Consider the following 14,703-nt stretch of genomic DNA (forward strand, 5'->3'; position numbering starts at 1 on the left):
CCTGAACAGATCGCAGCCTTCGGCAGCTCCTACATTTGCAATGCGTTTCCCTGTAGGAGCTGCCGAAGGCTGCGATCTTTTGAAATTTTCCCTGACACGCCCAAATCCCGTCTTGTGCTGGATCAGGCAGCTCGCGCGTGATCGGCTAGAATGGCCGCCTTGTGTTTGCCGAGCCTGCCATGAAAGCCGAAATGCCCCACGCCCAACTCGACTGGGACGACCACGGACGCCCACGTTCGCGGGTGTTCGATGACGTGTATTTTTCCGATCAGTCAGGGCTGGAGGAAACCCGTTACGTGTTTCTTGAACAGAACCGTCTGGCCGAGCGTTTCGCTGCGCTGCCGGCCGATGGACGGCTGGTCATTGGCGAAACCGGCTTCGGCACCGGGCTGAATTTTCTCTGTGCCTGGCAGCTGTTCGAACAGCACGCAGTGGCCGGCGCACGCCTGCATTTTGTCAGTGTGGAAAAGTACCCGCTGGCGCCTGCGGATCTGCGTCGGGCCTTGGCGCTGTGGCCGCAACTCAAGCCATTGGCCGATCAGTTGCTCAAACAGTACGTGGCGATTCATCAAGGTTTTCAGCGCATCACTCTGGCCGAAGGTCGAGTGACGCTGACCTTGCTGATCGGCGATGCGCTGGAGCAACTGCCGCAACTCGATGCACAGATCGACGCGTGGTTCCTCGATGGTTTCGCCCCGGCGAAAAATCCGGACATGTGGACTGCCGAGCTGTTCGTCGAACTGGCGCGCCTCGCCGCGCCGGGATCGACCATCAGCACCTTCACCAGCACCGGTTGGGTCCGCCGTTTGCTCAACGCTGCCGGGTTCAAGATGAAGCGCACACCGGGCATCGGCCACAAGTGGGAAATCCTGCGTGGCGAATTTCTCGGCTGGCCCGCCGAGGTGGCGGCGCCAATACCGGCGAAACCCTGGTTCGCCCGCCCTGCTCCGTTGCGCGGTGAGCGCCGGGCGCTGGTGATCGGCGCGGGCCTGGCCGGCTGCGCGACGGCGTCGAGTCTGGCGGCGCGCGGCTGGCAGGTGAGTCTGCTCGAGCGTCACGCGTCGGTGGCGCAGGAAGCTTCGGGGAATCCGCAAGGCGTGCTCTATCTCAAGTTGTCCGCCCATGGCACGGCGTTGTCGCAGTTGATCGTCAGTGGCTTCGGTTACACCCGGCGCCTGCTGGAAAGCCTGCAACGCGGCAGCGACTGGGATGACTGCGGCGTGCTGCAATTGGCGTTCAATGCCAAAGAAGCCGAGCGCCACGGGCAACTGGCGGCGGCGTTTCCCGAAGATCTATTGCAGTGGCTGGAACAGCCGCAAGCGCAGGCTCGCGCCGGTGTCGGCGTGGCTCATGGCGGCTTGTTCTACCCCGAGGGTGGCTGGGTGCATCCGCCGGCACTGTGTCAGGCCCAGGCGATGCACGCCAACATTGAATTGCTCAGCCATCAAGAAGCTTTGGAACTGCGCAACGTCGCTGACCATTGGCAAGCGTTCGATGGCGAGCGTTTGCTCGCCAGTGCGCCGGTGGTGATCCTGGCCGGAGCCGCCGAAATCAAACGTTTTGCCCAGAGTGCCGAATTGCCGCTCAAGCGTATTCGCGGGCAGATCACGCGTCTGGCTGAGACTGCAGACAGTCGTGCGCTGGCCACCGTGGTGTGCGCCGAGGGCTACGTCGCCCCGGCGCGTCTGGGCGAGCACACGCTGGGCGCCAGTTTCGACTTCAACAGCGACGACCTGACGCCCACGACTGCCGAGCACCAAGGCAATCTGGCGATGCTCGAAGAAATTTCCAGCGACCTGCTGACCCGCCTCAACATCAACGAGCAGCCACTGGAGAATCTTGAGGGCCGCGCCGCCTTTCGCTGCACCAGCCCCGATTACCTGCCGATTGTCGGTCCGCTCGCTGATTTGCAGACCTTCAATCAAACCTACGCAGCGTTGAGCAAGGACGCCCGGCAAGTGCCGGACATCGCCTGCCCGTGGCTCGATGGCCTGTACGTCAACAGCGGCCACGGTTCTCGCGGGCTGATCACCGCACCGCTGTCCGGCGAACTGCTCGCCGCGTGGCTGGACAACGAGCCGCTGCCGTTGCCACGCAGCGTCGCCGAAGCCTGCCATCCCAACCGTTTCGCATTACGTCAGCTGATTCGCGGCAAGTGATGCTTATGTGTCGGGTTTGGCGCAGATACCGAGTTCGACCTGACGTATCGCATCGTCGGTCAGCCGTTCAATCAGCTTTGCATCAGCCTGCTCTCGTTCAAGCGCGATAGCTTTACCCTGGCTGGTGTAATCGGCCGAGGAAAGCGTCTCTTTCTGCTCATCCAGCTCGGTCATGCGTGGTGCGTATGCTTCATAGACCTCGTCGAACTGACTTGGAAACGTCTGTTTCAGGTGGTCGCACCAGAAAGTTTGACGCAACATGAACTTCAGCCACTCGGGAGAAAGTTCGGCGCTGTAGATCTTGCTCTTGGCCAGTTGCAGGTCGGCTGCAGTGACTTTGCTGTTATCGAGGTATCGCATGTGTCGGGGCTGGCCGGGCAGGTCGAGTTCTTCGGCAAGGCCGACGCGATAGGCCAGGTTCATTTCCAGGTGTTCGACAGTCGGAAGCCTGCTGTGGTGCTCCCGGGCAATTTCGTCGATTTTTTCCAAGCGGAACAAGCTGCGGCCCAGCTTCAGCAAAGCGCCGGCGGTGACCTTGCCCCCATTGGCAGCGTGGGTCACCCGATCGACCTCGACGGCAACTTCCAGATGACTGAAATTCATCGCCGCACTGTCCGTACAGTTGATGGGGCTGGCAGCCAGATTCAGCAATTGATCACACAGAACGCTATCAGCGTCTGCCGCTTCCAGAACAGTCCAGACGCGCCGCGTCATGTCTGCGCTGCTGTGCGCCGCATCAGCGGTATCGCCCAACTGGGCGAGCAAGTGAAACAGGCCTTCAGCGCGAAAATCTTCGGTGAACGCCGTCCAGATTCGCGTCTTTTTCGTCCATTCCTCCCCGCCGGTTTCGGTAAACCAGAGCGAACGGGCCTGCTGTTCGTTCAACCGACCGATATCGTCTTCCGCATACCCCATGCCGATGCCGGAGTTGTTGCGATAGTTCTGCAGATGGGTCTTGGCGGTTTCCGAAAACGGGTTTCTCGCCATGTTGATCGCCCTGGCGAATTGGCGCGATGTCTGGAACAACCACTCCGGCAGCTCGCGCATTCTGTTTTCGCGCAGATCCATCCATTCGATATCGTGAAGATTGTCGAGGCCATCGGGCAGCTCGGTGATTCCGGTATCGCGCAGCATCAAACGGCGCAACCCGGACATTCCACCGACACTCGGCGTGGCGCCCAAGGGGTTATAGGACAGATTGAAGTAGCGCAGCGTGTGCAACCGGTTCAGCTTCGCCAGAGTCTGCTCGGTCAATTGGAGTTGATTGTTGGCCAGACTCAAGCGCCGCAGTTGTGGCATGAGCGAGATCACCTCCGGAAGCTGAGTAATGCTGTTCTTGTCGAGTTCCAGTGACGTCAGCTGTTTGAACGATTCAAGGAAGTGGGCAACGTCATCCTTCAGGGCCATGTTCCTCATCGACAATTGCTGGACGTGATCGAAATTCAATTGCGCGGGTAACGCCGGTAATTTGCCGACACGCATATTATCGAGTTTGAGCGTGCAGAGTGACTTACCCGCCTCATCCTCACTCTCGACCCATTCGAATCGTCTGAACGCTTCCTCGATCAGCTCCGCGGCCAATTTGCGGCTGCGCCGTGCTTGTGCCAGGTCAGTGCCCACGGTTTGCAGGGCAGCGGTGTCGTCGCTCCAGTCAGACAACACGTTGCGTAAGGTCTTCAAATGCTTGCGCAGTTCTTTGACCTTGAGCGCCCGGCTCAATGGATCATCGCCCAGACCGTCGAGCAATTGCGCGAGCTGCGCTTTGCTCAGGCGCGGATAAAGTTTGCGCACCTTACGCAGCAAGCCCCAGGGGTGAGCCGTCACGACATCCTCGTCACCCTGAACACACGCAGGTTCGACGGCCAGCCGTGCGCTCCGCTCACCCAGCATTGTCCGCGCCGTAGCGTCGCGCTCGTCCAGTGCAACATCGAGCAGCTTGCTGCGTAAGCGTTGCGCATCGGTGCTCGCAGAATCGGCAAATCCGGCGGCGGAACGCTGTCGCGGCGGCAGTGCCTTGAGAATCGCCGTGTAGAGCCCGTCGGGCGCCGAGGCCACTTTTGCCCGTAATACTCCCGCACCGTCGAAGGCTTCATAACCCTGCGCAGTCTTGACCAGCGAGCAGGTATTGTCGGTGGTCGCAGTCATATCGCCGATGGCCTCCAGAATCGGCCCTGTGAGCGTCTTGTCCCGCAGTTCCAGGCGCAGTTGGCTGTCCCAGCCGCTCAGGCGAGGCAGCAAGCGGATAGCCAGTGCGTCAGTGTCGGCGTTGGCAAGCCCGGGCCAGTGCAAGCCAGTCAGTGCGCGATCGAGCCGAACCCTGGCGAGTTCTTGCCTGGTTTGCTGCCCGAGCCGCAAAGGCACCCGCCCGGTCGAACTCAAGTACACGCGTTCGGTACTCCGCGCGCGGTCAATCAGCCGTTGCCCGTGGCGCGCGGGAATGCCGGCAAAGGCCTCGCGCAGTTTGCGCAGATCCTGCGCGTCACTCTGGTCATAGCGCTGGTACATGCGCTCGAATGCTGCACGATGATCGGCCTTGAGCGCAGCGCCGAGCTTTTTCGCCAGCGCGGATGTCTGCGTGCTTTTCGCGACATTGCCACCGAGCAGCGCATCGACTTCCTGCTGGTAGAGGCCATCGATGACGGTTGGCAGCAATCGCCCCAAGGCCAACTGGTTGCGGGTGACCGGCACACCCAGCGTATCGTCGAGCTGGCTGTTCGCAGGCCAGGTTGTTTCGACGTCGCCCTCATGACCAATGATCTCTATGTATCGGTCAGTCGGCCAGCCTGGCAGTTTCGTCAAGGCATGCATCTGCTCCTCCAGAGGTTGCTCGGAGTGGACCTCGCCGCTTTCCAGTTGCGTGATCAGCTCACGCAGCTTGCGCTCGATGCGCACGCGCTCGACCGTATCGCGCAGACGTACCGGCAAGCTCAGATTGTCGTTGAAGGTATCGAGCAAGGTCTGCTGCGAAGTGCCGCTGAGCCGGCGCATCATGTCCAGATCGGCGTCGACGAATTCGCTCAAGTGCGGGTCGATGCGCTTGAGGAGGTAGGCGCTACTGCTCCATTGCTCGGGGTCTTCGGCAGGCAGCCGCCAGCCCCCTTCGACGTGGCGGTTCAGCTCGGGCGCATAGGCTTGCGCGCGTTCGGCGTGTTCCAGACGCCAGCGCTGGGTATCGGGATCGAAGTCACCGGCGAACACACGATGGTCGACGCGACCGACGGTCTTGCGGCCAACCTGGTAGAACTCCTTGGAGCTGGCTTCGATGCTGAAGCCGGCGGGCAGAGAATGTTCATACGGGGCGAGGTCGGGTTTCCACAGGCGCGGCTTGCCGGCTCGATTGAGAATGGCGGTGAATTGCCCGAAGAACTGCGGATGTGAACGCAGCAATTTGCTCCCCAGTGCTCCCAGCGCTTTTTGCCCACCGGCGAACACGCCCATCAGCGCGATGTTCTCCACCACACTGAGCAGATGTGACAGCGCCTGCTGGTGATCGCCACGCCGCCAGTCCTCGACACCTTCGTAAACCTCACCGAGCAACTGGCCCACCGCGACGCCCATCATCAACTGGCCAAGCACGGGCACGAACAATCCGGCGACCGACGCTACCGCCACTCCCCGCTGGAGGAAGTCCAACAGGCGTTTCTGGCGCACTTCTTCATCGATATCAGCGGTGGGCACCGCCAGCTTGCGCGCATCGATCTGCAACTTGCCGACATGGCTTTGCACCATGAAATCGAACAGCGGCACGTTGATCGGCCACTGTTCGACGAACCCCAGATCAGGCTTTTCAGCGAGAGCCTTGAAGAAGTCAGCCTTGTCATCTTCATCAAGGCTGCGGGCAAAGTAATCCTGATAATCGCTGGCTTTGAGCTGTTCGGCGAGGTGGCGCTTGAACGCGTTGAAACTCGGGTATTCATACACCGCTCGCTGCGGCTCGCCGGGCATATACACCATGCATCCGTCCTCCGGATACTGTTGCACGGAGCGCTTGGAAAACACCACAACGCCCCACACGCAGCTGTCGAGGACCTTGATGCCCTGCATGATCATCGGGTCTTTGTCGTAGCGCAGGTTTTGCGCCGATGCCACGCCCTCGGCCAGCATCAGATCTTGCAGCATGCGCAAACCTGCCGCGGTGATATCACCCTTGAGCGCGGCCAGATGAGCGTCCAGTTCCAGCAGCGATTGCTTCAATGCAGCGATATCGCGGGTCATGGTACTGGTTGCCACAACCTTGCCGTTTTCATCGTGCAGGCCGAACACTTTCTGGAAATGTTCCTGGTATTTTTTGCCCAGATCGAGCTCGCGACAAAACGCGGCAAACGCTGCCGGAGTCAGCTCCTTCACGCCGTCAGGCACACTGTTGATGCGCACCAGACTGCCAGCGGGGAAGCCGTCGGCCTGCTCCTCGTCTTCGGTGAAGTTCTGCATCGCTGCCTGCAACAGAGTCTGCGAGGCGTGCTTGACCAGGTCGATGTCGGCCTGATCGGTCGCGGTCGCCTCGCAGCCACAATCGACGCCCGGAAGACTGAGCACATCGAGGCCGACGTCATAGAGCGCCGGCCATTTCTTGCTCAGCGCGCTGTCGAGCTCGCTGATACAGAAACTGTGCAACGGTTTGAGCCCGGCCAGATCCTTGTCGACCTTGAGTTGCTTGCTGTGCAGCTCACGATTGAGTTCATCGAGCCTGGCCAGTTCGGCGGGCGAAGCCTTGAGCAAATGCGCCGGCAGGCTTTTTTCCAGGGCTTCAGCGACGTCGAGGTCGCCGGTAGCGTCGAACAAGATGCTCAGGGTCGAGGCTTGAACCTGTGGTTTTTTCTTGTCTTGGGTGAGCATGGCAATAGTCCTTTATTGCGGTTTGAAGCCTTGACCCTAACGGTGCCGGGCAGCCAAAAACAGTTCAAATTCCTGCACAGAAACGAGGCCGATCAAGCACTTTTTGTCATCGATAAAATAGCCCTGTACCACCCGCGCGAGACGCCCATGTCCCACTGGGCTTATTCAGAAAAAGCGTAACGGCGTGATGAGCAATTCCGGCTCTGCATCAAGGCTGATAGCGTTACGGCACGGTGCTGCCACGGCGCCTTATAACTTATCGATCTAAAACTCCCCCTACCGTGACAGGTCAGTTTCTGAGTACCCGCGCTTTTCGCGTGGTACGGCTTGACCTTCCCCAACGGAAAAACCGGTAAGGACTTTATGTGCGGATTAGCTGGCGAGTTACGTTTTGATCAACAACCTGCAGACCTTGCAGCGATCGAGAGAATCACCCATCACCTGGCCCCTCGCGGCCCTGACGCGTGGGGCTTCCATGCCCAAGGGCCGATTGCCCTGGGTCATCGACGCCTGAAAATCATGGACCTGTCGGACGGCTCGGCGCAGCCGATGATCGACAGCCAACTGGGCCTGTCCCTGGCGTTCAACGGTGCGATCTACAACTTCCCGGAACTGCGCGCAGAGCTTGAAGCACTGGGTTACGCCTTCTACTCCGGCGGCGACACCGAAGTGCTGCTCAAGGGTTATCACGCTTGGGGCGAGGCGTTGCTGCCGAAGCTCAATGGCATGTTCGCTTTCGCCGTTTGGGAGCGTGATGCCCAGCGCCTGTTCATCGCCCGTGACCGTCTCGGCGTGAAGCCGCTGTACCTGTCGCGCACCGGCCAACGCCTGCGCTTTGCCTCGGCACTACCGGCGCTGCTCAAGGGTGGCGACATCAACCCGATCCTCGATCCGGTGGCGCTCAATCACTATCTGAACTTCCACGCGGTGGTGCCTGCGCCGCGCACGTTGCTGGCCGGTATCGAAAAACTGCCGCCTGCCACCTGGATGCGCGTTGAAGCCGATGGCCGCACCGAGCAGAAAACCTGGTGGACCCTGCCCTACGGCCCGAATGAAGACGAGAAAAACCTCAATCTGGAAGACTGGGTCGATCGCGTCCTCGACAGCACCCGCGAAGCGGTGGCGATTCGTCAGCGTGCGGCAGTGGATGTCGGTGTGTTGCTTTCGGGCGGTGTCGATTCGAGCATGCTCGTCGGCCTGTTGCGCGAAGTCGGCGTAGAGAATCTGTCGACCTTCTCCATCGGTTTCCAGGATGCCGGCGGCGAGCGCGGCGACGAATTCCAGTATTCGGACCTGATCGCCAAGCACTACGGCACGCGCCACCATCAGTTGCGCATCGACGAGAAAGAAATCATCGAGCAACTGCCCGCCGCCTTCCGCGCAATGAGCGAACCGATGGTCAGCCATGACTGCATCGCGTTCTATCTGTTGTCCCGCGAAGTGGCCAAGCACTGCAAAGTGGTGCAGAGCGGCCAAGGCGCGGACGAACTGTTTGCCGGTTACCACTGGTATCCGCAGGTCGACGGCGCGGCGGATCCATACGCGGCCTACCGCGATGCGTTCTTCGATCGCAGCTACGACGACTACGCGGCCACTGTGCAGCCGAAATGGCTGGTCGACCATGATGCGGCGGGCGATTTCGTCAAACAGCACTTTGCCCAGCCCGGCGCCGAGGCTGCCGTGGACAAGGCGCTGCGTCTGGACAGCACGGTGATGCTGGTCGATGACCCGGTCAAACGTGTCGACAACATGACCATGGCCTGGGGCCTGGAAGCGCGCACGCCGTTTCTCGACTATCGATTGGTCGAGCTGTCAGCCCGTGTGCCAGGTCAATTCAAGCTGCCCGATGGCGGCAAACAAGTGCTCAAAGAAGCTGCGCGTCGGGTCATTCCAAGCGAAGTGATCGACCGCAAGAAAGGCTACTTCCCGGTGCCGGGTCTCAAGCACTTGCAGGGCGACACGCTCAACTGGGTGCGCGAGCTGCTGCTGGATCCGAGCCAGGATCGCGGCCTGTTCAACCCGAGCATGCTCGACAAGCTTCTGACTGACCCGCAAGGCCAACTGACCCCGTTGCGCGGCTCGAAACTGTGGCAACTGGCGGCCCTGAACCTGTGGCTCAGTGAACAAGGAATCTGATTGATGAAACCCCATGCCACGTCCATCAACCAACGCCTGTTGCGTGGTCAGGCCCCCTCGTATGAACGTTTGCAGGCGCGCCTGGCCGAAGACGGCAGCGAGCCTGCCAGCGCCCCGATTGCTGTGCATTGCGGTTGGGGCCGGCTGCTGATCGGTCACACCTTTCCCGACCCGGCGTCGCTGGCGCAGGAGCTGCTCAACGAGCAGCCCGGCGAGCGCGATATCGCGCTGTATGTTGCCGCACCGCAGCAGATTCTCGGCCTGGAGCCGACGCAGCTGTTTCTCGATCCATCCGACACTCTGCGCCTGTGGTTCAGCGATTACCGGCAGGCCACGCGGGTGTTTCGCGGCTTCCGCATTCGTCGCGCGCAGAGCGAAACCGACTGGCAGGGCATCAACCGTTTGTACCAGGCCCGCGGCATGTTGCCGATCGATCCGGAGCTGCTCACCCCGCATCATCAGGGCGGCCCGGTGTACTGGCTGGCGGAAGACGAGGACAGCGGCGCGGTGATCGGCAGTGTCATGGGTCTCAATCATGAAAAAGCCTTCAACGACCCGGAACACGGCAGCAGCCTGTGGTGCCTGGCGGTCGACCCGCATTGTTCGCGGCCGGGCGTCGGTGAAGTGCTGGTGCGACATCTGGTCGAGCACTTCATGAGTCGCGGTCTGGCTTATCTGGATCTGTCGGTGCTGCACGACAATCGTCAGGCGAAAAACCTCTACGCCAAACTGGGTTTTCGCAACCTGCCGACCTTCGCCATCAAGCGCAAGAATGGCATCAACCAGCCGCTGTTCCTCGGCCCGGGCCCGGAGGCGAATTTCAATCCTTACGCGCGGATCATCGTCGAAGAAGCGCATCGACGCGGCATCGACGTGCAAGTGGATGACGCCGACGCCGGGCTGTTCACCCTCAGCCACGGCGGCCGTCGCGTGCGCTGCCGCGAGTCGCTGAGCGACCTGACCAGCGCGATCAGCATGACCTTGTGCCAGGACAAAAGCCTGACCCACAAGGTGCTGAAAGCCGCCGGCCTGAAACTGCCGGCACAGCAACTGGCGGGCAATGCCGACGACAATCTGGCCTTCCTCGATGAACACCAACGGGTGGTGGTCAAACCCCTCGACGGTGAACAGGGCCATGGCGTCGCGGTGGATCTGCGCACCATCGAAGAAGTGCAGAAGGCCATCGAAACCGCCAAGCAGTTCGACAGTCGCGTGCTGTTGGAAAGCTTCCACGAAGGTCTCGATCTGCGCATTGTGGTGATCGGTTTTGAAGTGGTCGCGGCGGCGATTCGCAAGCCCGCCGAAGTGGTCGGCGATGGTCAGCATTCCATTGGTGCGCTGATCGAAGCGCAGAGCCGCCGCCGGCAAGCCGCCACCAGTGGCGAAAGCAAGATTCCGCTGGACCACGAAACCCAACGCACGCTGCATGCGGCCGGCTATGACTACAGCAGCATCCTGCCGGCCGGCGAGCATCTGTTCGTGCGGCGCACCGCCAATCTGCACACCGGCGGGACGCTGGAAGATGTGACCGACAGTCTTCATCCGACCCTGGTCGACGCGGCAGTGCGTGCGGCGCGCGCGCTGGACATTCCAATGGTCGGGCTCGATCTGATGGTGCCGGCGGCGGATCAGCCCGAGTACGTGTTCATCGAAGCCAACGAACGCGCCGGCCTCGCCAACCACGAACCGCAGCCGACGGCGGAACGCTTTGTCGATCTGTTGTTTCCGCATAGTCAGCCGGCTGTTTCGTGATTATGAAACGCCTCTACTGACGCCTTCGCGAGCAGGCTCGCTCCCACAGGGTGAATGCATTCCAAATGTGGGAGCGAGCCTGCTCGCGAAGAGGCCCTGAACGTCACCACCAATTTTCCTCATCGAAACCATCGATGTGCTCAACCCATCAGGAGTTTCCATGACCACACAAATCCCTGAACCGGATCTGGCTTACCTGCAAAAAGTCCTGCTGGAAATGCTCGCCATTCCCAGCCCTACAGGGTTCACCGACACCATCGTGCGCTACGTCGCCGAGCGTCTCGAAGAGCTGGGCATTCCGTTTGAAATGACCCGGCGCGGCACCATTCGCGCGACCTTGAAGGGCAAAAAGAGCAGCCCTGACCGCGCCGTGTCTGCGCACCTGGACACCATCGGCGCCGCCGTGCGTGCGGTGAAAGACAACGGTCGCCTGACCCTCGCCCCGGTCGGTTGCTGGTCGAGCCGCTTTGCCGAGGGCAGCCGGGTCAGCCTGTTTACCGACACCGGGGTGATTCGCGGCAGCGTGTTGCCGCTGATGGCGTCCGGGCACGCCTTCAACACCCAGGTCGATGAAATGCCGATCAGTTGGGACCATGTCGAGCTGCGTCTGGACGCCTACTGCGCGACCAAGGCCGATTGCGAATCGCTGGGCATTCATGTCGGTGACGTGGTGGCGTTCGATCCGCTGCCGGAGTTCACCGAAAGCGGCCATATCAGCGCCCGCCACCTCGACGACAAGGCCGGTGTTGCAGCATTGCTCGCTGCTCTGAAGGCGATTGTCGACAGCGGCCAGGAATTGAACATCGATTGCCATCCGCTGTTCACCATCACCGAAGAGACCGGAAGCGGTGCAGCGGCGGCATTGCCGTGGGACGTCAGCGAGTTTGTCGGCATCGACATCGCACCGGTCGCCCCCGGCCAGCACTCGAGCGAACACGCCGTGAGCGTGGCGATGCAGGATTCGGGCGGGCCGTATGACTATCACTTGTCGCGGCATCTGCTGCGTCTGGCCGATGAACACGAATTGCCGGTGCGCCGTGACATGTTCCGCTATTACTTCAGCGATGCGCACTCGGCGGTCACCGCCGGCCACGACATTCGCACCGCCCTGCTCGCCTTCGGCTGCGATGCCACCCACGGCTACGAACGCACGCACATCGACAGCCTGGCGGCGCTCAGTCGTTTGCTCGGCGCGTACATTCTCAGCCCGCCGGTGTTCGCCAGCGATGCGGCACCGGCCAATGCTTCACTGGATCGCTTCAGCCATCAGATCGAGCATGACACGCAGATGGAAAGCGAAACCCGCGTGCCGCCGGTGGACAGTCTGGTTGGGCAGCGTTCTGACAGTTGAGCCTTCGGTGAACAGATAACCGCCTTCGCGAGCAGGCTCGCTCCCACAGGGGATCGCTTTCAAATGTGGGAGCGAGCCTGCTCGCGAATGGGCCGGCAAGACCGATACAGAACTGGCAGACAAAACCCAATCCCCGTAGCATCCCGACATTGATTTGACCGAGGTGCCCATGCTCATTCCCCACGACGCGCTTGAAGTCGACACCCTCACCCGCCTGATCGAGGATTTCGTCACCCGCGACGGTACCGACAACGGCGATGACACCCCGCTGGAAACCCGCGTCCTGCGCGTGCGCCAGGCATTGACCAAGGGCCAGGCCCTGATCGTGTTCGACCCGGAAAGCGAACAGTGCCAGCTGATGCTCAAGCACGACGTACCCAAGCACCTGTTCGACTGAACCGTCAGCCAGCCTTCGCTGCGGCCTCCTTGCGCTTGATCCGGTCATAGACCTCGGCGCGGTGCACATGGACTTTCTTTGGCGCCTCGACGCCGAAGCGCACGCTGGAGCCGTTGACCGACAGAACACGCAGGGTGATGTCGTCTCCGATTGAAATCAACTCACCGACCACACGGCTGAGTACAAGCATGGGATTCATCCTTCAGGACTGGCAAACCCTGAAGATGCGCGGCTTACAGCGGCTGCACAATGCACGACGAGCAAATCAGTCTTGCCCTACACGCACCCACGCCCGCAGCTGTCAGACGCTTCGCACAGAAAATCAGGCGGCGGAAAAGCGCGGCCCGAACAGAATGATGCTGGCACCAACCAAGCACAGCGCCATGCCGATCCAGTCCGAGCCCAGCGGACGCACCCGCTCGACCACCGCCAGCCAGCCAATCGAAGCAACGATGTAGATCCCGCCATACGCCGCATATGCGCGCCCGGCGTAGGCCGCTTCAACACGGGTCAGCAATAGCGCGAACAGGGTCAGGCTGAGCAACGCGGGTATCACCCACAAAGCACTCTTGCCCTGGCGCAGCCACATGTAGAACGCAAAACAGCCGGCGATTTCAAACAGCGCCGCGAGGAAGAACCACAAGTAATTGAGCATGGAGGCATCTCGACAGGGTGACCGTTGGCGGCCACCCTAACGACGCGGCGGGCATCGAACAAGATCAAGCGTTGTTTTGTTTGGCCTTGGCGCGCATTTTCTCGGCCATGGAAGTCATTTCGTTGTAGAGCAGTTGCGGATTCTTCTGTTTCAGCGCCCAGGCCATGCGCCCTTGTTCGTGGGGCAGGATCATGAACTCGCCAGCGGCGACTTGCTGATAGATGTAGTCAGCGATGTCGGCTGCACTGATCGGCGAACTTTCCAGCAACTTGCCAACCTGGGCTTTCATTGCCGGCGTCGGCCCGCGGAAAGAGTCGAGCAAGTTGGTCTGGAAGAAGGACGGGCAAACCACATGCACCGCCACTTCCTGCTGTGCCAGTTCGATCAGCAGACTTTCCGACAACGCCACCACACCGGCCTTGGCCACGTTGTAGTTGCTCATCGCCGGGCCTTGCATCAACGCGGCCATGGAGGCGATGTTGATGATCTTGCCCTTGCTTTGTTCCAGCAGCGGCAGGAACGCCTTGCAGCCCTTGACCACACCCATCAGATTGATCGCGATCTGCCAGTCCCAGTCTTCCAGCGACAACTCGCTGAAGAATCCGCCCGAGGCGACCCCGGCATTGTTGACGATGATGTCGATGCCGCCGAGCTTCTCTTCGCAGGCCTGGGCGAAGGCGGTGAGCTGGCTGTAATCGCGCACGTCACAGCGCTGGATGAAGCCGTCACCGCCCGCCTCGCGCACCAGTTTCAGGGTTTCCTGCAGGCCGGGTTCACTGACATCGGACAAGGCCAGCCGCCAGCCTTCACGGGCCCAGCGCAGGGCGATTTCGCGACCCAGGCCTGAGCCTGCACCAGTGATCATCATGCGATTTTGCATAGCGGACAGCCTTGTTGTTCCGGGAGAGATGCGCCGAGTGTAGCGAAGGAACTTCGTTCGCCCACGCTCCATCCAGTTGCTGAATGGAGGATCAAAAGATTACTGCCGTCATCGTTTTCCGGTTGGCCTCATGCAGGGGCTGACGAGTGCAACGAGGCTGCGATCTTTTTGCTGGAAAGGAAATAACCGAGCAATCCAAATACATTAAAAAAACATTGAATTATTTTTCACTGACACAAGTCGGAACATGTAAGCCGGCTGGTATTTAGTTGCTCTCCAGCTGCCCACTGAGCATCAAGACTCTTCCAGACTCTGAACAAGGAAATCACCCATGGGCACAATTCTAATCATCATCCTGATCCTGTTGCTGATCGGTGGTCTGCCGGTCTTCCCGCACTCCAGAAGTTGGGGTTATGGCCCGTCGGGCATTATCGGCGTGGTGTTGGTCGTGCTGCTGGTGCTGTTGTTACTCGGCAAGATATGACGATTTGAAGCTGTAAAAAAAGAGGCCCTTTTGCAAGGGCCTCTTTTTTATTG

The 14,703-nt window shown here is 60.6% G+C and carries 10 protein-coding genes; 6 read left to right on the top strand and 4 right to left on the bottom strand.

Annotated elements, in window-relative coordinates; genetic code table 11:
• Positions 1–179: 179 nt before the first annotated feature.
• Positions 180–2,159 carry a bifunctional tRNA (5-methylaminomethyl-2-thiouridine)(34)-methyltransferase MnmD/FAD-dependent 5-carboxymethylaminomethyl-2-thiouridine(34) oxidoreductase MnmC gene (mnmC, locus tag PspCFBP13508_RS04935; protein WP_137213862.1) on the top strand — a complete coding sequence of 660 codons (1,980 nt, stop codon included), beginning with the start codon at positions 180–182 and terminating at the stop codon, positions 2,157–2,159.
• Between the two features lie 3 nt (positions 2,160–2,162).
• Here mnmC and PspCFBP13508_RS04940 read toward each other — a convergent pair whose 3' ends face one another.
• A complete protein-coding gene (locus PspCFBP13508_RS04940; RefSeq protein WP_137213863.1) occupies positions 2,163–6,995 on the bottom strand; it encodes an NEL-type E3 ubiquitin ligase domain-containing protein in 4,833 nt (1,610 codons plus the stop codon).
• Between the two features lie 363 nt (positions 6,996–7,358).
• Here PspCFBP13508_RS04940 and PspCFBP13508_RS04945 point away from each other — a divergent pair, with 363 nt between their 5' ends.
• The 4 genes from PspCFBP13508_RS04945 to PspCFBP13508_RS04960 all read left to right on the top strand — a co-directional run bounded on the left by PspCFBP13508_RS04945 (position 7,359) and on the right by PspCFBP13508_RS04960 (position 12,631).
• On the top strand, positions 7,359–9,131 hold the full coding sequence (locus tag PspCFBP13508_RS04945) for an N-acetylglutaminylglutamine amidotransferase (protein WP_137213864.1): 1,773 nt from the start codon (positions 7,359–7,361) through the stop codon (positions 9,129–9,131).
• A gap of 3 nt (positions 9,132–9,134) precedes the next feature.
• Complete coding sequence (ngg, locus tag PspCFBP13508_RS04950; RefSeq protein WP_137213865.1) at positions 9,135–10,883, top strand: N-acetylglutaminylglutamine synthetase; 1,749 nt, start codon at positions 9,135–9,137, stop codon at positions 10,881–10,883.
• Positions 10,884–11,043: 160 nt separating this feature from the next.
• Positions 11,044–12,234, top strand: a complete 1,191-nt coding sequence (locus PspCFBP13508_RS04955; protein ID WP_137213866.1) for an osmoprotectant NAGGN system M42 family peptidase — start codon at positions 11,044–11,046, stop codon at positions 12,232–12,234.
• 169 nt (positions 12,235–12,403) lie between these two features.
• Positions 12,404–12,631: a YheU family protein gene (locus PspCFBP13508_RS04960; protein ID WP_003172962.1), complete on the top strand. Its 228-nt coding sequence runs from the start codon at positions 12,404–12,406 to the stop codon at positions 12,629–12,631.
• A 4-nt stretch (positions 12,632–12,635) separates the two neighbouring features.
• Here the strand turns inward: PspCFBP13508_RS04960 and csrA are convergent, their stop codons facing one another.
• The 3 genes from csrA to PspCFBP13508_RS04975 form a co-directional block, all read right to left on the bottom strand.
• A complete protein-coding gene (csrA, locus tag PspCFBP13508_RS04965; RefSeq protein WP_024013891.1) occupies positions 12,636–12,821 on the bottom strand; it encodes a carbon storage regulator CsrA in 186 nt (61 codons plus the stop codon).
• Positions 12,822–12,953: 132 nt separating this feature from the next.
• Positions 12,954–13,286 (bottom strand): YnfA family protein, encoded by a 333-nt coding sequence (locus PspCFBP13508_RS04970; RefSeq protein ID WP_137213867.1) that lies wholly within the window; start codon positions 13,284–13,286, stop codon positions 12,954–12,956.
• 64 nt (positions 13,287–13,350) lie between these two features.
• Positions 13,351–14,166 (bottom strand): SDR family oxidoreductase, encoded by an 816-nt coding sequence (locus tag PspCFBP13508_RS04975; protein WP_101156344.1) that lies wholly within the window; start codon positions 14,164–14,166, stop codon positions 13,351–13,353.
• Positions 14,167–14,497: 331 nt separating this feature from the next.
• Between PspCFBP13508_RS04975 and PspCFBP13508_RS04980 the strand changes: the two genes are divergently transcribed.
• The gene (locus tag PspCFBP13508_RS04980) at positions 14,498–14,650 is read left to right on the top strand and encodes a DUF3309 family protein (RefSeq protein WP_003183939.1); all 153 of its coding nucleotides are present in this window, start codon (positions 14,498–14,500) and stop codon (positions 14,648–14,650) included.
• The last annotated feature ends 53 nt before the right edge of the window (positions 14,651–14,703 follow it).

The organism is Pseudomonas sp. CFBP13508, assembly GCF_005233515.1.
Lineage (GTDB): Bacteria > Pseudomonadota > Gammaproteobacteria > Pseudomonadales > Pseudomonadaceae > Aquipseudomonas > Aquipseudomonas mercuritolerans.

Coding starts and splice junctions, on each gene's coding strand:
- ngg (WP_137213865.1), top strand. CDS start 9,135: ATGAAACCCCATGCCACGTCCATCAACCAACGCCTGTTGCGTGGTCAG.
- PspCFBP13508_RS04970 (WP_137213867.1), bottom strand. CDS start 13,286: ATGCTCAATTACTTGTGGTTCTTCCTCGCGGCGCTGTTTGAAATCGCC.
- PspCFBP13508_RS04945 (WP_137213864.1), top strand. CDS start 7,359: ATGTGCGGATTAGCTGGCGAGTTACGTTTTGATCAACAACCTGCAGAC.
- PspCFBP13508_RS04940 (WP_137213863.1), bottom strand. CDS start 6,995: ATGCTCACCCAAGACAAGAAAAAACCACAGGTTCAAGCCTCGACCCTG.
- PspCFBP13508_RS04975 (WP_101156344.1), bottom strand. CDS start 14,166: ATGCAAAATCGCATGATGATCACTGGTGCAGGCTCAGGCCTGGGTCGC.
- PspCFBP13508_RS04955 (WP_137213866.1), top strand. CDS start 11,044: ATGACCACACAAATCCCTGAACCGGATCTGGCTTACCTGCAAAAAGTC.
- mnmC (WP_137213862.1), top strand. CDS start 180: ATGAAAGCCGAAATGCCCCACGCCCAACTCGACTGGGACGACCACGGA.
- PspCFBP13508_RS04960 (WP_003172962.1), top strand. CDS start 12,404: ATGCTCATTCCCCACGACGCGCTTGAAGTCGACACCCTCACCCGCCTG.
- PspCFBP13508_RS04980 (WP_003183939.1), top strand. CDS start 14,498: ATGGGCACAATTCTAATCATCATCCTGATCCTGTTGCTGATCGGTGGT.
- csrA (WP_024013891.1), bottom strand. CDS start 12,821: ATGCTTGTACTCAGCCGTGTGGTCGGTGAGTTGATTTCAATCGGAGAC.